This is a genomic window from Streptomyces sp. NPDC004788 (genome assembly GCF_053601115.1).
The window spans coordinates 1-16,358 of record NZ_JBSGBF010000038.1 but is presented as its reverse complement, the minus strand read 5'-3'; the positions used below and the strand labels follow the sequence as shown (position 1 = coordinate 16,358).

The window sequence follows — 16,358 nt, the reverse complement described above, 5'->3', positions numbered from 1 at the left end:
AGTTTCCACCATACGAGAGACGGTGCGGAAACAGAAGGGCCGCCGGGGAAGCGGCCGGGAGAAGCGACCCGATGAAGCGACCGGGAGAGCGGAAGGGAGGGCAGCCGGGAGAGCGGGCGGGAAACGGAAGAGGTCCCCGTCACCCGAAGGTGACGAGGACCTCTGCAAGCAAGTGACACCGACCCGCCATGCTCGCCTCGCGGCAAGTGGTCCCTCTGAGGGACGAAGGTTGGGCCCGGGGGCTTGGATCGAGCCGGTGTCACGACAAGGCTAACAAACCACCCGCGCACGCGATTCCTCCGGCGCGGGATGACTTGAAATCAGTCCCGCAGGAGGTCCGGCACGCCGTCCGCGTCCGGCAGGTCCCGGTCGCCCGAGATCACCGTCAGCGCCTGCGTCGACCGGGTGAGGGCCACGTAGAGCACCCGCAGACCGGCCGGCGACTCGTCCGCGATCTCCGCGGGCGAGACGACCACCGTGGCGTCGTACTCCAGGCCCTTCGCCTCCAGCGAGCCGAGCGCCACCACCCGGTCGCCGAGCCCGGCCAGCCAGCCGGCCGCCTCCCTGCGCCGGTCCATGGCGACGACCACGCCGACCGTGCCGTCGACCTCGCCGAGCAGCCGCTCCGCCTCCGACCGTACGGTTTCGGCCAGCTCGCCCTTCTCGGCCACGGGTACGAAGCGGGGCTCGACGCCCGTGGAGCGCACCGCCTTCGGCGCCTCCTTGCCGGGCATCGCGAGCGCGAGCACCTTGGCGGCGAGCTCGGCGATCTCGGCCGGGTTGCGGTAGTTCACGGTGAGCTCGAAGCGGCGGCGCGGCCGGGTGCCGAGGGCCTCGTCGCGCGCCGCGGCGGCCTCGTCCGGGTCGGACCAGGAGGACTGGGCCGGGTCGCCGACGACCGTCCAGGTGGCGTGCCGGCCGCGGCGGCCGACCATGCGCCACTGCATGGGCGTGAGGTCCTGGGCCTCGTCGACGATGACGTGGGCGTACTCCGTGCGCTCCGCCGCGAGCCGCTCGGCCCGCTCGCGCTGCGTCTCCTCCCGTACCGGCATCAGCTCCTCCAGGCCGGTGAGCTGGTCCAGCGGGTCGTACTCGCGCTTCTTGCGCGGCCGGGCCGGCGTGCCGAGGAGCGTGGCCAGTTCGTCGAGGAGCGCCACGTCGTGCACCGACAGGCCGGGACGGCGCAGCGAGCGCGCGAGACGGCGCACCTCGCCCGGGTTGAGCACCCGGCGCGCCCAGCGGCCGAGGCGCTTCTCGTCGGCCATGGCGTCGAGCACCAGGCGCGGGGTGAGCTCCGGCCACCAGGCGTCGAGGAAGCCGAGGAAGGAGTCCTCGGTGGACACGTCCTCGTCGAAGGAGGAGCGCAGCTCGGCGGCGAGCTCGGGGTCGCTGTGCCGGCCGGCGGCGCCGGACTTGGCGTACAGCGCGTCGAGCAGCAGCCGGCGGGCGCGCGGCCGCAGCAGGTTGACCGGTGCGGTGCCGCCGAGCACGTTGTGCCGGATGCGCCTGAGCTCGTCGGCATCCAGCTCCAGGCGGCGGCCGAAGGCGACGACGCGGAGCAGGGTGGGCGTGCCGGCCGGTGCCTTGGGGGTCTCGTCCTCGTCGCCGTCCTCGCCCGCTTCGTCCCCGATCGCGAGCTGCGTCTGCGCCTGCGCGTGCGCCTGCGTTCTGGGCGCGGGCGTTCTGGGCGCGGGCGTCTCCAGGGCGCCGCGGGCGGCCTTGCGCAGCACGGCGAGCATCCGCGACGAGCCCTTGATCCGGGCGACGGCCGGCTCGTCGTACGCGTCGGCCTCGACGCCGTCGACCAGCGAGCCGAGCGCGCGGATGGCGACCTGGCCCTCCTCACCGAGGGAGGGCAGCACGCCCTCGGTGTACGAGACGAGCAGCGGGGTCGGCGAGACGATCAGGATGCCGCCCGCGTAGCGGCGCCGGTCCTGGTAGAGCAGGTAGGCGGCGCGGTGCAGGGCGACGGCGGTCTTGCCGGTGCCCGGCCCGCCCTCGACGTAGGTCACGGAGGCGGCGGGCGCCCGGATGACCAGGTCCTGCTCGGCCTGGATGCTGGAGACGATGTCCCGCATGGTGTGGCTGCGGGCCCGGCCGAGCGCGGCCATGAGGGCGCCGTCGCCGATGACCGGCAGCTCGCGCCCGTCGAGCGTGGCCTTCAGTTCGGGGCGCATCAGGTCGTCCTCGACGCCGAGCACCCTGCGGCCCTTGGAGCGGATGACCCGGCGCCGTACGACCCGGCCCGGGTCCACGGGCGTCGAGCGGTAGAAGGGGGCGGCGGCGGGCGCGCGCCAGTCGATGACCAGCGGGGCGTAGTCGGAGTCGAGGACGCCGAGGCGGCCGATGTGCAGGGTCTCGCCGATGTCCGCGGTGCTGTCGGGGCGTACGGCGTCGTCGGCGGGCTCGACGGAGGTGTAGGCGCCGTCGGGTCCCTTCTTGCCGTCCTTGCCGTGGAGCAGGTCGATCCGGCCGAAGAGGAAGTCCTCGAACTCGTTGTTGAGCCGGTTGAGGTGGATGCCGGCCCGGAAGACCTGGGCGTCGCGTTCGGCGAGGGCGCCGGGCGTGCCGACCTGGCCGCGCTTGGCGGCGTCGGTCATCAGGAACTCGGCCTCGTGGATCTTCTCCTCGAGGCGGCGGTAGACCTGATCCAGATGTTCCTGTTCGACACCGATCTCACGGTCCCTGACCGTGTCGACGGCTTCCTGCGCGGCCACCTCGGGCCCCCTTCTGACGTGCACTGGGCAGCCGTCGAGCGTACGCCACCCAGGGGCGATATGTCAGGGGCGGGCCCCTTCTCGGCGGGCCGCCGCGCCGTGGTCCGGGTTCTCCAGCCGGGCGGCGCGGTGCCGGGCGACCCGGGCGCGGTTGCCGCACGCCTCGCTGGAGCACCAGCGGCGGCGCCGGCCGCGCGAGGTGTCGAGGTAGCAGCGGCGGCAGCCGGGGCCCTCGCAGCGGCGCAGCAGGACCCGGGCGGCCGGGTCGGTGAGCAGGTCGACGGCGTCGCGGGCGACGGCGGCGAGCAGGGCACGGCAGTCGGGTTCGCGGCTGAGGGTGCGGACGAGACGGCCGGAGCGGGTGGGTACGGCGCGAGGCGCGGGCGGCGCGGCCGCGGCGGCGAGCGCGTTGAGCAGTTCCAGGGCGGCGGGCCGCACCGGGCGGCCCTCGACCTGGGCGGTGACCAGGTCGGCGACGCAGTCGCGCAGCTCGCGGAAGGCGCGCAGCCACCGGCTGTCGAGGGCGCGCAGGCGGACGGCGGGCGGGACGAGGCCGGTGGCGCGCAGGAAGCGGGCGAGGGTCTCGGGCCGGTCGAGGGGTTCGGCGGCGAGGTCGAGGCAGACGCGTCCGGACACGAACCCCGCCGCCCGAGAAGCCATGCCCACGCCACCCCTCCCGCCTCGCCGGGACCCGTCGTCGGACCCGTCGCCGGACCCGTCGTCGGACTCGTCGTCGGACTCGTCATCAGGGTGCTACCGGGAGCCGGGTGTGGCCAGGGGGCGCGTGCCCGGCAGTGGCCGGGGAGGCGCGGGAAACGGCGGAAAATGAGTCGGCCCGGGCGTACGGGGGAGCCGCCCGGGCCGACTGGAAACCGAACGGCTCGGGGGGTTGCCGTCCGGTCGTCCGTGGAGTCCTCGCAGGTCAGCGCGAGGCACCGCCAGCATGAACGTTGAACGGTTTAATATCTACGAGCCGTTTTTCCTACGAATTCGCACACGGGAAAATCAAGACAAGGCACAAAGCGCAACGTACATGCACAGGCACAGGGGGTGTGGTGAACAAGACGGCACTACGGGCCCTCCTCAAGGAGCGCCGCGAGCTGATCGCCCCCGAGGCGCACGGCCTCTCCCGGCCGACCGGTCGCGGCCGCCGCGCCCGCGGCCTCTCGCAGCAGCAGGTCGACGAGCTGACGCTGCGCGCGGTCGACACGTACAACCGCCTGGAGACGGGCCGCTACCCGAACCCGCCCGCCGACTACCTCCGCCAGGTCGCCCGCCTCTTCGGCCTGAACGAGCAGGAGTGGGTGTCGCTGTGCCGGTACGCGGGGATCGGCGACCCGCCCGGGCCGCTGCACGCCTCCTCGGGCCTGGAGGTGCCCGGGGTGTGGCAGGAGGCCGTCGACGGCATCTCGCACATGGCGTACGTCACCGACGCCTCCTGGAACCTCCTCGCGCACAACCGGCACTTCGCCGACATGTACCCGGGCGGCCGGGCCCCGGCGAACACCATGCGCTGGATGCTCCTCGACAAGGAGGCCCGCGACACCACCCTCATCGACTGGCGGCACGGCTGGGCCCCGCTGATCCTGCCCCAGCTGCACGCCGCCATCGCCGCGCGCCGCGACGACGAGACGTTGCGGCGGATCGAGCGGGAGGTCCGGGACGACCCGGAGCTGGGCCCGCTGTGGGAGGCGGGCGGCGCGCACATCCACCCGGACGGTGACGAACGCCCGATCCACCACGCCCTCCTGGGCCGCGGCCACGTCACGATCTGCGCCGCCCAGCCGCTCACCGCGCCGGGCGCCCGGCTGATCATCATGATCTTCCGCCCGGGCCTCCAGAAGGCCCACGCCCGCGCCCCGATGCTCCGCGCCCGCGCCTCGGAGTTCTAAGGCAGCGGCGGCGGGTCGTCGTGCAGGATCCGCTGGAAGAGGTGGGAGTCGCGCCAGGCGCCGTCGATGTGCAGGTAGCGGGGCGCGGTGCCGATCTGCTCGAAGCCGCACTTGGCGAGGACCCGCTGGGACGCGTGGTTGTCGAGGAGGGTGGACGCCTCGATCCGGTGCAGGCCGAGCTCCTCGCGGCCGGCCCGGCAGACCTCCTCGGTCAGGGCGGTGGCCAGGCCCCGGCCGCCGTACTCCGGGTCCACCCAGTAGCCGAGCGAAGCGCTGCGGAACGGGCCGAGGACGATCCCGGAGAGTATCGCCACACCCACGACCCGCTCCCCCTCGGGGAGTTCGTCCACCGCGAACCAGCGCCGGGCTCCGTCGCCGAGCCGCTCGGCCTGGCCCTGCGGGGTGTAGTACGCCTCGGGGCGGTACGGCTCCCAGGGCCGCATGTACGCGCGGTTGCGCGACACGGCCGCGGCGAGCGCGGCGGCGTCGGCGGGGGACTCGGGGCGTGCGGGTCTGATCCGTACGGTGCTCATCCGCGTACCGTAAACGCCCGCGCGGGCCGACGCGACGCGCTAACGGCCCTCCTCGGCCCCGTACTTGGTGTCCGCCGCCGGGTCGAGCGCGAGCCGGTAGCCCCGCTTGACCACGGTCTGGATGAGCCTCGGCGTGCCGAGGGCGGTACGGAGCCGGGCCATCGCGGTCTCCACGGCGTGCTCGTCGCGGCCCGCGCCCGGCAGGGCGCGCAGCAGCTCGGCGCGGCCGACGACCCAGCCGGGGCGACGGGCGAGCAGCCCGAGCAGGGCCATCCCGGCGGGCGGCACGGGGCGCAGCGCGCCGTCGACGAGGACGGCGTGGCCGCGGATCTCGACGCGGTGCCCGGCGACCGGCAACACCCGGGCCCGGGCGGGCAGTTCGCGGCAGAGCAGCTGGACGAGCGGGCCGAGCCGGAAGCGTTCGGGCTGGTGGGTGTCGACGGAGAGGGCCTGCAGCGGCAACGCGGTCACCGGGCCCACGCACACCGCGAGCACGTCGTGCCGCAGCGCCGTCACCAGCTCGTCGAGCAGCCCGCGCTCCCGCGCCCGGTCGATGAGCGAGGCGGCGGCCGGGGCGCTGGTGAAGGTCACCGCGTCGAGGGCGCGGGCCACGGTGGCGTCGAGGAGCCGGTCGAGCGGGGCGAGGTCCTCGGGCGGCATCCAGCGGTAGACGGGGACGGGCACGACCTCCGCGCCGCCCTCGGTGAGCGCCTCCACGAAGCCGGGCAGCGGCTCGCCGTGCAGCTGGAGCGCGATGCGCCGGCCGGCGACGCCCTCGCCGAGCAGCCGGTCGAGGACCTCCGCCATCGACTCGGAGGACGGCGACCAGGACTCGGTGAGCCCGGCCGCCCGCACCGCGCCCTTCACCTTGGGTCCGCGGGCGAGGAGTTCGACCCCGCGCAGCCGGTCGAGGAGCGCCTCGCCGAAGCCCCAGCCGTCGGCCGCCTCGATCCAGCCGCGGAAGCCGATCGCCGTGGTGGCGACGACGACGTCCGGGGCGTGGTCGATGAGGTCCTTGGTGGCGGCGAGGAGTTCGGTGTCGTCGGCGAGCGGCACGATCCGCAGCGCGGGGCCGTGGACGACCGCCGCGCCGCGGCGGCGCAGCAGCGCGATGAGTTCGTCGGCGCGCCGGGCGGCGGTGACGCCGACGGTGAAGCCCGCGAGGGGCCCGTGCCCACCCGGCCCGGGGGCGCCCGCGGCCTGGTCGCCCGCCTGCTGCTCGTCCGCTACCGGCTCGCCCGCCTGCTGCCCACCCGCGGCCTGGCCACCCGCGGCCTCCGCGCCCTGCCCACCCGCGGCCTGGTCGCCGACGCCCCGCTCGCCCACGGTCTGCTCGCCGACGCCGTGGTCGCCGCCGGGCCGCTCGCCCGCGACCTCCTCGGCGGCGCCACGCTCATCCGCGCCCTGCTGCTCGTCCGCAGCCTGCTGCTCGCCCACGCCCTGATCGCCCATGCCGTGCTCATCCCCTGCCTGGCTCGTCCACGCCCGCCGACACTGCCGGGCCGGGATGTCGGTCCGGGTTCACCCGTATTTCCTGGTCGTTACGGCCCTCCGCGACCACTGTGACGCATCCCTCCGGCTCACACCTCGGCGGCGGCGCGCGACGGCAGGACGTCGGCCGCCGTGTCGGGCACGGGCGCCACGGTGGACGGCCGGCGAAGGTATACCGCCCAGGTGACGGTCATGCACGCCGCGTAGAAGACGAGGAAGGCGACAAAGGCGCCGGTGCCGGAGCCGGTCGAGCTGAACGACTCCCGGAAGGCCAGGTTGATGCCGAGGCCGCCGAGCGCGCCGACCGCGCCGATGAGCCCCATGGCGGCGCCGGACAGCCGGCGGCCGTGCGCCTCGGCCGCCTCGCCGCCGAGCCCCTTCTCGTAGCCCTGCGCGAGGAAGATGGCCGGGATCATCTTGTACGTGGAGCCGTTGCCGAGGCCGCTGAGCGCGAACAGCGCGACGAAGCCGACCAGGAACACGGCGAGCGACCCGGCGACGGAGGCGTAGAGCACGACCCCGGCGGCGACGGCCATCGCGGCGAAGGTGGCCAGGGTGATCCGGGCGCCGCCGTGCCGGTCGGCGAGCGCGCCGCCGACGGGCCGGACGAGCGAGCCGAGCAGCGGGCCGATGAAGGTGAGCGAGGCCGCCTGGAGCGGGGTGCGCCCGAACTGGGTCTGGAGCACGAGCCCGAAGGCGAAGCTGTAGCCGATGAACGAGCCGAAGGTCCCGATGTAGAGGAAGGCCATGATCCAGGTGTGCCGCGCCTTCACGGCCTCCCTGGCGGCGCCGGTGTCGTTCTTCACGGGCGCCAGGTTGTCCATGAACAGCGCGGCGCAGACGGCGGCGACCACGATCAGCGGCAGATAGACGCCGAGCACGATCCGCGGGTGCAGGGCCCCGGCGGTGCCGATGACGAGCAGCCCGACGAGCTGGACGACGGGTACGCCGATGTTGCCGCCGCCCGCGTTGAGCCCGAGCGCCCAGCCCTTCTTCCGCAGCGGGAAGAAGGCGTTGATGTTGGTCATGGAGGAGGCGAAGTTGCCGCCGCCGACCCCGGTGAGCGCGGCGACGAGCAGGAACGTCCCGTACGAGGTCCCCGGCTCCATCACCGCGTACGCGAGGCCCGTCGGCAGCAGTAGCAACAGCGCGCTGAACACCGTCCAGTTGCGGCCGCCGAAGCGGGCGACGGCGAAGGTGTACGGGACGCGGATGACGGCCCCGACGAGGGTCGCGGTGGCGATCAGGAAGAACTTGCCCGCCGGGTCGATCCCGTACTGCGGCCCCATGAAGAGGACCATGACCGACCACAGGCTCCAGACGGAGAAGCCGATGTGCTCGGAGAGCACCGAGAACCACAGGTTCCGGCGCGCGGTCCGTTCCCCCCGCTCCCGCCAGAAGGTCTCGTCCTCCGGCTCCCAGTGTTCGATCCACCGGCCGCCCATCTCGCACCTCCGCGCTGTCGGTTCCCTTGTCCGACCGACGCTAGGAACGCCGCGTTTCCGGGGGCGGCGCCGTGAGGTGACGGGGACGGAACCTTGCTCTCACCCGGAGCGCGGGGCTGCTGTGAGCGCGCCCAGCGCTTCCCCGTCGGGCAGCCACGAGCCGGGCGGGCGCGCGTGCCACCCCTCCCGGGCGCCGATCTCGGCGGCGGCGCGGCGCAGGGCGTCGAGGGCGGGGTGGCGCAGGCCCCGGCGCCAGACGAGGCTCACCGGCGACAGCGGCACGGGGTCGACGAGGGGCCGCAGGACGCTGCCGGGCATCGGCGGGAAGTCGACGACGGCGAGGACCGGGGTCGGGGCCTTGGCCATGACCCGCCGGAACTCCTCCCGGCCGACGACGAGCGGCGCGGGCGGCGCGACCCGGATGCCGCGGCCCTCGAAGAGCCGGGCGGCGAGGTCGGTCCACTCGGGGGTGCGGTCGTTGCCGGCGCCCGCGTAGACCTGCCGGCCGGCGAGCGCGTCGAGCGGGACCTCGGCGAGGCCGGCGAGCGGGTCGCCCTCGGGCAGCAGCACGGCCATCGGCTCGTACCGCACGAACTGCGCCTCGACCCGGGCCCGCAGCTCGGGCGCGAGCCCGCCGTACCGCCCGAAGGAGGCGTCGAGCCGCCCGGTGAGGATCTCCCGTACGGCGCCGGTGAGTCCGCTCTCGTAGCGGGCCATCAGCTCCAGGTGCGGGGCGAGTTCACGGGCCCGCGCGAGCACCCGTTCGTGGGCGAGGCCCGCGCTGTTGAGGTCGACGAGCAGCGCGCGGACCTCACCGCGGAAGGCGTCGGCGAGTTCGTCGTGGGCGGCGAGCACCTTGTGCGCGTACGGCAGGAGCCGTTCGCCGTCGGCGGTGAGCGCGACCTGCCGGGTGCTGCGGACGAACAGCTCGGCGCCCAGGTCGCGTTCGAGGCGCCGGATGTCCCGGCTGAGCGCCTGCTGGGCGACGAAGAGGCGGGCGGCGGCGCGGGTGAAGTGGAGTTCCGCGGCGACGGCGACGAAGGCGCGCAGCAGACGGGGGTCGAGGTCGTTGGCGGGGCTCACTTGCCGCAGTCAACAACAGAAGTGCGTGAATGGCGACCGATTTGGTGTTGGACCGCCAGGGCCATGCCAAATGACCCTTGATCCATGCCGCAAAGCACCCCGGACCTGATGCTCACCCCCGCGGGCCCCGCCCTCACTCCTCGCTACCGCGAGACCCCCGCTCGGATTCGCCGTACCCCTCGCACCCCCGCGAACCCCTACCTCCGCCTGTTCGCCCTCCCCGGCGCCCGCGCCTTCACCCTCGGCAATCTGATCGCCCGGCTGCCCATGGGCATGTTCAGCGTCAGCGCCGTCGTCATGATCGCCGGGGCGTACGGCTCGTACGCCCTCGCCGGCGCCGTCAGCGCCACCGGCATGGCCGCCGGAGCGCTCACCGCGCCCTGGATCGCCCGGCTCGTCGACCGCCACGGCCAGGCCCGGGTCGCCGTGCCCGCCACCGTCCACGCGGTCCTCGGCCGGCTCGTCCTGCTCCTCTGCGCCCACGCCCAGGCACCCGCCTGGACCCTCTTCCTCACCACCGCGCTCACCGCCACCGCCCCCAACACCGGCGGCATGTCCCGGGCCCGCTGGGCCCATCTGCTCAGGGACGCCCCGGACGCCAAGGCCGCCCTGCACACCGCCAACGCCTTCGAACAGGCCGCCGACGAGCTGTGCTTCATGCTCGGCCCGGTCCTGGCCGCGTTCCTCTGCTCCTCGCTCTTCCCGGAGGCCGGCACGCTCGTCGCCGCCGCCCTCTTCCTCGCCGGCGTACTGCTCTTCGCCGCGCAGCGCACCACCGAACCGCCCGTCGCCCCGCGCACCGCCGCCGCGTCCGGTTCGCCGCTGCGGGTGCCCGGCATGCCCGCGCTGCTCGTGGTGTTCCTCGCCACCGGCGCGGTCTTCGGCTCGATGGAGGTGGTCACCCTCGCCTACGTGGACGGCCCCGCCGCCGGCCCCGTCCTCGCCCTCCAGGCGGCGGGCTCCTGCGCCGCCGGCCTGCTCTACGGCCGCGTCCGCCGCGCACCCGGCCTCGCCATCTGCCTCGCGGCCATGGCAACCCTGATGACCCTCCCCCTCCTCGCCGCCGCCTCCACCGGCTGGCTCCCCGCCCTCGCGGGCGCCCTGCTCCTGGCGGGCATGGCGACCGCCCCGACCATGGTCACGGGCATGACCCTCGTCCAGCGCCTCACCCCGCAGGCCCAGCTCAACGAGGGCATGACCCTGGCCGTGACCGCACTCCTCGGCGGCATCGCGACGGGCTCGGCCGCGGGCGGCTGGCTCGCCGAGCACGCCCCGACGGCGACGTACGGCTACCTGGTCCCGCCGCTGGCGGCGGCGGTGGCGGGGGTGGTGTGCGCGGCGACGGGCACGGGCCGCCGCGCATCGCACTGACGACGCCGGCCGCACGACCGGGCCGGTCGCGGCGCCGGCCGCACGGACCGGGCCGGTCGCCATGCGTGGGCCGACCGGGCGGTTCAGCTCTGCCGCAGCGGCCCCATCGGCGGCTGCACCCCGAAAGCGGTGGCCCCTCCCCCGACCCCGCCCGCGCAGCCGTCCGGTTCCTGGGTGCCGAGGCCGCGGGTCGAGGGCTTCTCGGCCGCCCAGAACATGTAGCCGAGCAGCCCTGCCGTCGTCCCGGCACCGTTCGGCGCCGCGCCGCGCACCCAGTCGCCCGTCGCCTTCTGCAGCGAGTTGGCGTAGTCGGTGCACTCGGGCAGCGGACTGCGGCCGTACGCGATGTAGAGCCCGGCGGTGAGTTTGGCCGGGGCGAGCGGGGCGACCGGCGGCGAGAACTGGGGCTTGCCGTCGAGGTGTTCCTGCCAGTTGGCGATGTGCGAGCTCGCGGAGGTGGGCCGGGCGGGCACCATGGCGTTGGCGTAGTCGAGCACCGGGCGGTCGGTGCGCAGCCAGTCGGCGGTGGCCTTGCGGTTGAGGTCGATGAGCCAGCGGTCGCCGGCCGCGGTGTCGATGGTGAGCCGGGCGGCCGGGTCGGTGCCGCCGGCGTCGTACGGGTGCACGGAGCGGTAGGCGTCGATGAAGGACTGGAGCCCGGTCAGGTTCGGCGCGGTGTTCTGCTCGTAGTCGATCTCGATGCCGACGCCGAGGTCGGCGGCGACGGCCGCCGCGTTCCGCCCGAGCTGCGCGGGATCCTCGGCGAGGGCGGCGTCCCAGGCGTCGGTGTAGGTGATGCCGCCGACGGAGAGCATCACGCGGATGCCGTGCGAGGTGAAGTACTGGACGATCTCCCGGCTCATGCCGACGGGCACGCCGCTCGCGGTGCCGGCGTCGGTGGTGCGGTGCAGCAGCTTGAGCGGGTCGACGAAGCTGAGCACGACCAGGTTGACGGAGGGGCGCCCGTCGCCGCGGTCGATCAGCCAGTGGTTCTTCGCGTCGAACTCGGCGACGTCACGGACGGTGGACCAGGTGCAGTAGTCGTCGCCGCAGTGCCAGGCGCCGTAGACCTGGACGGGGGCGGCGGCGGTGGCCGAGGCGGGCGAGGCGGTGGGGGCGAGGAGGGCGAGGAGCATGGGCAGGACCGCGAGGAGTCCCTTGTGGCGCATACGTACCTCCGGGGGTGCCGTGGCGTGGGGGGCGGCGACCGCAGGTTGGCAGGTCCAGACCAAGTCCGGCAAGAGGGCGGACATGACGAAGGCCCGGCAGCTGCTGCTGCCGGGCCTTCGCCCACATGGGATGAGTGGAGATGGCGGGAATCGAACCCGCGTCCAACGGTGCGGAATCAGGGCTTCTCCGTGTGCAGTCTGGTACGAGTTTCTCGGCCCTCCGGATCACCCAGACAAGTCCGGAACGGGCTCAGTCACTGTTTGGTTTCCCTCTTCACCCCGTGACCGGGATCAAGGTTTAGTCCCCTAGATGATGCCAGGATCCGGGTCGGGAACAGCCCCGGGCTGACACTTCGCAAGTCGCTACTTAGGCAGCGAGGGCGAAGGAATCGCGCTTGGTGTTGGCGATTATTGGTTTCGGCGCGTGGTTAACGAGATCATTGCCGCTTCCTCGACACGCTTCCCCTGCTTCGACATCCGCTGTCGAAACCGATCATCCCCATGTTGATTTTTCAATCCGCGCACCCTCTGTGAGGTGCGTGGCCCATCGTACGTGACCAACGCCGACGGTCGCCAGCGTATTCCCGGCGGCTGCCGCCCGGGTCGCCCGGGTGACCGGTGGCTGTCCCCCGGTGGCCCGGGTTACCTGGCCTCCGCCGCCCGCTGCCGCCGCCGCGCCGCCGCGATCGCACGGCTCGCCTCGCGCGTGTCCTGCTTCTCCTTCAGCGTCTGCCGCTTGTCGTACTCCTTCTTGCCCTTGGCCAGGGCGATCTCGCACTTCACCCGGCTGCCCAGGAAGTACAGCGCGAGCGGCACGATCGTGTGACCCGTCTCGGACGCCTTCTGCTCCAGCTTGTCGATCTCGGCGCGGTGCAGCAGCAGCTTCCGCTTCCGCTTCGCCGAGTGGTTGGTCCAGCTGCCCTGGGAGTACTCGGGCACGTGGATGTTGTGCAGCCAGGCCTCTCCGCCGTCGATCTGGACGAAGCCGTCGACCAGCGACGCCCGGCCCATCCGCAGCGACTTCACCTCGGTGCCCATGAGCACCAGACCGCACTCGTACGTGTCCAGGATGTGGTAGTCGTGCCGCGCCTTCTTGTTCTGCGCGATGAGCTTGCGCTCCGGCCCCTTGTCCTGGGTCTTCTTCTTCGCAGGCTTGCCCTGCACGTTGACGAGTCCCTTTGCCATAGTGCGGTCATTTTCGCACTACGAGGCCCCTCCGAGGCCACTCAATACCGTGCGGGCCCGTTCCTCCGCCTGCCCGACGACCGCGACGTCCGGGGTGATGCCGTGGCCGTCGACGGCGTGCCCGGCGGGCGTGCGGTAGTGCCCGACGGTCAGCTCGGCGACCGAGCCGTCCGGCAGCGTGCTCGGCATCTGCACCGAGCCCTTGCCGAAGGTCCGCGAGCCGACCGTGACGGCCCGGCCCCGGTCCTGCAGGGCGCCGGTGAGCAGCTCGGCCGCGCTCATGGTGCCGCCGTCGATCAGCGCGACCAGGGGGCGGGCGGTGTCGCCGCCGGCTTCCGCGTACACGGCGTGCTGGGTGCCGTCGACGTCGTACGTGGCGACGAGGCCGCCGTCGAAGAAGGCGGAGGCGGCGGTGGCGGCCTCGGCGACCAGGCCGCCGGAGTTGCCGCGCAGGTCGAGCAGGACGCCGGCCCGGGCCGGCGCGGTGCGCACGGCCTGCCGGACGCGCTCGCCGGTGCCCTTGGTGAAGGCGGCGACCCGGATCAGCACGGTGCCGTCGGCGAGCCGCCGGACGGTGACGGGATCGGTGACGAGCCGGGCCCGGCGCAGCGTCTCGGTCCAGCCGGCGCGACCCCGCTCGACGCCGAGGGTCACGGTGGAACCCGTGACGCCCTCGCCCCTCAGCAGCGAGACGATCTCGGAGACGCTCAGCCCGCCGACCGGCCGCCCGTCGATCGCGGTCAGCCGGTCCCCGACCCGCAGCCCGGCCCGCTCGGCGGGCCCGCCGCCCCGTATCCGGCTGATCTCGACCCGCCCGTCGGCGCCCCGCCGCGCGGACAGCCCGACCCCGGTGTACGCGCCGTCCAGGGTCTGCTCGAACTCGGCGTACTCCTTCTTGTCGTACACCGCCCCCCACCGGTCCCCGCTGCGGCTGACGAACTCCTCCGCCGCCTTCTTCCCGGACTTCCCGTCGGCGACGGCCTGAGCGGCGGCCCGCGCGAGGGCCTCCCGGTCGACGGTGCCGGCGGCGGTGACCGTACGGGGCGAGGGCGCGGCACCGGGAGTCTCCCGGGGGTCCTGCTGCCGGGGCAGCGCACCGGTGGCGGCGGCGGTGCCGATCACTCCGGCGAAGACCAACGTCAGAGCGGCCCCACGGAGAACTCCGCGGGGCCGTCGACAGAACTCGGGGCCGGCACCGGCACGCATGCCGCCCACTGTAGGACAAGCAGATGGCGCCGCACGGCGGTTGGCCGCACGACGCCATCGCGTCACCCGGAGGGAACTGTCACACCTTGAGGTACTTGCGCAGCGCCACGAACGCGGCGAGCGCCGGCATCAGCAGGCCGATCGCGAGGACGAGCGGGAGCTTGGAGAGGACCGCGTCCCAGCCGATGAAGTTCACCAGCTGCATCTTGTCGGCGAGGGCGATGCCGTGGTCGATGAGGAAGTAGCGGCCGACCAGGAGCAGCACGCAGGCGACGCCGCCGCCGAGGAGGCCGGCGAAGGCGGCCTCCATGATGAAGGGCATCTGGATGTAGAAGTTGGTCGCGCCGACCAGGCGCATGATGCCGGTCTCGCGGCGCCGGCTGAACGCGGAGACGCGCACGGTGTTGACGATCAGCATCAGCGCGATGATCAGCATGAGGCCCATGACGCAGAGGGCGGCGATGTTCATGCCGTTCATCAGGTCGAAGAGGTTCTGCAGGATGTTGCGCTGGTCCTGGACCGACTCAACGCCGTCGCGGCCGGCGAAGGCGGTGGCGACGACCTTGTACTTCTCGGGGTCCTTCAGCTTGACCCGGAACGACTCCTGCATCTGGTCCGGGGTGACGACGGAGGCGATGGCCGTGTCGCCGTACTGCTCCTTGTAGTGCTTGTACGCCTCGTCGGCGGACTCGTGGTGGACCGTCTCCACGATCTCCGTCATCTTCTTGAGGTCGGCCTCGATCTGGTCCTTCTGCTGCGTGGTGACGGCGCCCTTGGCGCACTTGGCGCTGGAGGCGGCGTCGCTCTTGTTGCAGAGGAAGATGGAGACGTTGACCTTGTCGTACCAGTAGTCCTTCATCGTGCTGACCTGCTCGCGCATGAGCAGGGCGCCGCCGAAGAGGGCGAGGGACAGGGCGACGGAGACGATGACGGCGAAGGTCATCGTGAGGTTGCGGCGGAGACCGACGCCGATCTCCGAGAGCACGAACTGGGCGCGCATGTGACTTCTCCCCCGCCCGTCAGTGCTGGTAGCCGTAGACGCCGCGGGCCTGGTCGCGGACGAGCCGGCCGCCCTCGAGCTCGATGACGCGCTTGCGCATCTGGTCGACGATGTTCTGGTCGTGGGTCGCCATGACGACGGTGGTCCCTGTCCTGTTGATGCGGTCGAGCAGCTTCATGATGCCGACGGAGGTCTGCGGGTCGAGGTTGCCGGTGGGCTCGTCCGCGATCAGCAGCATCGGGCGGTTGACGAAGGCCCGGGCGATGGCGACGCGCTGCTGCTCACCGCCGGACAGCTCGCCCGGCATGCGCTCCTCCTTGCCGCCGAGACCGACCAGGTCGAGCACCTGCGGCACTGCCTTGCGGATCTCGCCGCGCGGCTTGCCGATGACTTCCTGGGCGAAGGCCACGTTCTCGGCGACGGTCTTGTTGGGGAGCAGGCGGAAGTCCTGGAAGACGGTGCCCAGCTGGCGGCGCATGTGCGGCACCTTCCAGTTGGAGAGCCGGGCGAGGTCCTTGCCCAGCACGTGCACCTGGCCCTGGCTGGCGCGCTCCTCGCGCAGGATCAGCCGCAGGAAGGTCGACTTTCCGGAGCCGGACGAACCGACGAGGAAGACGAACTCCCCCTTCTCGATCTCCAGGGAGACATCCCGGAGCGCGGGGCGGTTCTGCTTCGGATAGGACTTGGAGACGTTGTCGAATCGGATCACGGATGCACCACGGTCGGCCGGGAGTAGGTGTGCGTGACACTACGCGAACGGGGATGGCCCGTGCAGTCGCGCTCCAGGCTTGTACGCTTTATCCTTTTCGTCCTCCCGGGTCCCGCCGGCCGGATTCCGCGGGGCGCGCCGAAACGCGCCGGAGCTGGCACAGTGGTAGGGGAACGCCGGGGTCGCTCCGAGCGTTCTTCTTGTAAGCACCCCCGTGCGGGAGGAGGAGAGCGCATGACCTATGACCGTCTGGTGTGCGCCAACTGCGCGGCGCCCGTCGCCGAGGGCCGCTGCCCCGTCTGCCGCGCGAACCGCGAGCGTCTGCCCCAGCCGACGGGCCTGACGCCGGCGATGCTGCTGACCCTGGTGATCGCCCTGCTGGCCGCGATGGCGCTGCTGGTGGTGGCGCAGGGCGTGTAGGGGCCCGAGGACACCCCCTGGACGTACGAGAGGGCCGGGAGCGCTTGGATTGCGCTGCCCGCCCTCACCAGGTCGCGAGTCTGAGCGACCTCAGACGGCGGGGCGCCCCCCCGGCACGAGAAGCGGGAGGGAGCGGT

Annotated in this window: 14 protein-coding genes and 1 other RNA gene; 3 read left to right on the top strand and 12 right to left on the bottom strand. The window is 73.1% G+C overall.

Annotated features, from left to right (window positions below):
- Positions 1–320 precede the first annotated feature (320 nt).
- Both ACWEJX_RS18660 and ACWEJX_RS18655 read right to left on the bottom strand, forming a co-directional pair.
- Positions 321–2,717: a HelD family protein gene (locus tag ACWEJX_RS18660; RefSeq protein ID WP_451608526.1), complete on the bottom strand. Its 2,397-nt coding sequence runs from the start codon at positions 2,715–2,717 to the stop codon at positions 321–323.
- A 63-nt stretch (positions 2,718–2,780) separates the two neighbouring features.
- A complete protein-coding gene (locus tag ACWEJX_RS18655; RefSeq protein ID WP_451608525.1) occupies positions 2,781–3,377 on the bottom strand; it encodes an ABATE domain-containing protein in 597 nt (198 codons plus the stop codon).
- Positions 3,378–3,772: 395 nt separating this feature from the next.
- Here ACWEJX_RS18655 and ACWEJX_RS18650 point away from each other — a divergent pair, with 395 nt between their 5' ends.
- The gene (locus ACWEJX_RS18650) at positions 3,773–4,609 is read left to right on the top strand and encodes an MmyB family transcriptional regulator (protein WP_451608524.1); all 837 of its coding nucleotides are present in this window, start codon (positions 3,773–3,775) and stop codon (positions 4,607–4,609) included.
- Here ACWEJX_RS18650 and ACWEJX_RS18645 read toward each other — a convergent pair.
- The 4 genes from ACWEJX_RS18645 to ACWEJX_RS18630 form a co-directional block, all read right to left on the bottom strand.
- Positions 4,606–5,142 carry a GNAT family N-acetyltransferase gene (locus ACWEJX_RS18645; protein WP_451608523.1) on the bottom strand — a complete coding sequence of 179 codons (537 nt, stop codon included), beginning with the start codon at positions 5,140–5,142 and terminating at the stop codon, positions 4,606–4,608. The two genes, ACWEJX_RS18650 and ACWEJX_RS18645, sit on opposite strands and share 4 nt — an antisense overlap.
- Positions 5,143–5,181: 39 nt before the next feature.
- A complete protein-coding gene (locus ACWEJX_RS18640) occupies positions 5,182–6,594 on the bottom strand; it encodes a uroporphyrinogen-III synthase (RefSeq protein ID WP_451608522.1) in 1,413 nt (470 codons plus the stop codon).
- Between the two features lie 128 nt (positions 6,595–6,722).
- A complete protein-coding gene (locus ACWEJX_RS18635) occupies positions 6,723–8,078 on the bottom strand; it encodes a nitrate/nitrite transporter (RefSeq protein ID WP_451608521.1) in 1,356 nt (451 codons plus the stop codon).
- Between the two features lie 99 nt (positions 8,079–8,177).
- On the bottom strand, positions 8,178–9,161 hold the full coding sequence (locus tag ACWEJX_RS18630; RefSeq protein WP_451608520.1) for a LysR family transcriptional regulator: 984 nt from the start codon (positions 9,159–9,161) through the stop codon (positions 8,178–8,180).
- 84 nt (positions 9,162–9,245) lie between these two features.
- Between ACWEJX_RS18630 and ACWEJX_RS18625 the strand changes: the two genes are divergently transcribed.
- Entirely contained in the window at positions 9,246–10,532 is a 1,287-nt protein-coding gene (locus ACWEJX_RS18625) for an MFS transporter (protein WP_451608519.1), read from the top strand.
- An 83-nt stretch (positions 10,533–10,615) separates the two neighbouring features.
- On the opposite strand, the gene ACWEJX_RS18620 is transcribed toward ACWEJX_RS18625, so the two are convergent.
- From ACWEJX_RS18620 to ftsE, 6 genes are all read right to left on the bottom strand, one after another.
- Complete coding sequence (locus ACWEJX_RS18620; protein WP_451608518.1) at positions 10,616–11,701, bottom strand: hypothetical protein; 1,086 nt, start codon at positions 11,699–11,701, stop codon at positions 10,616–10,618.
- Positions 11,702–11,833: 132 nt separating this feature from the next.
- Positions 11,834–12,202, bottom strand: a transfer-messenger RNA (tmRNA) gene (gene ssrA / locus ACWEJX_RS18615).
- A gap of 141 nt (positions 12,203–12,343) precedes the next feature.
- A complete protein-coding gene (gene smpB / locus ACWEJX_RS18610) occupies positions 12,344–12,886 on the bottom strand; it encodes an SsrA-binding protein SmpB (RefSeq protein ID WP_451608517.1) in 543 nt (180 codons plus the stop codon).
- An 18-nt stretch (positions 12,887–12,904) separates the two neighbouring features.
- Positions 12,905–14,092 carry a S41 family peptidase gene (locus ACWEJX_RS18605; protein ID WP_451608516.1) on the bottom strand — a complete coding sequence of 396 codons (1,188 nt, stop codon included), beginning with the start codon at positions 14,090–14,092 and terminating at the stop codon, positions 12,905–12,907.
- 79 nt (positions 14,093–14,171) lie between these two features.
- Positions 14,172–15,092 carry a permease-like cell division protein FtsX gene (gene ftsX, locus ACWEJX_RS18600; RefSeq protein WP_403800709.1) on the bottom strand — a complete coding sequence of 307 codons (921 nt, stop codon included), beginning with the start codon at positions 15,090–15,092 and terminating at the stop codon, positions 14,172–14,174.
- Between the two features lie 19 nt (positions 15,093–15,111).
- Positions 15,112–15,801 (bottom strand): cell division ATP-binding protein FtsE, encoded by a 690-nt coding sequence (ftsE, locus tag ACWEJX_RS18595; protein WP_403800706.1) that lies wholly within the window; start codon positions 15,799–15,801, stop codon positions 15,112–15,114.
- A 234-nt stretch (positions 15,802–16,035) separates the two neighbouring features.
- Between ftsE and ACWEJX_RS18590 the strand changes: the two genes are divergently transcribed.
- Positions 16,036–16,221 carry a hypothetical protein gene (locus ACWEJX_RS18590; RefSeq protein ID WP_451608515.1) on the top strand — a complete coding sequence of 62 codons (186 nt, stop codon included), beginning with the start codon at positions 16,036–16,038 and terminating at the stop codon, positions 16,219–16,221.
- Positions 16,222–16,358 lie beyond the last annotated feature (137 nt).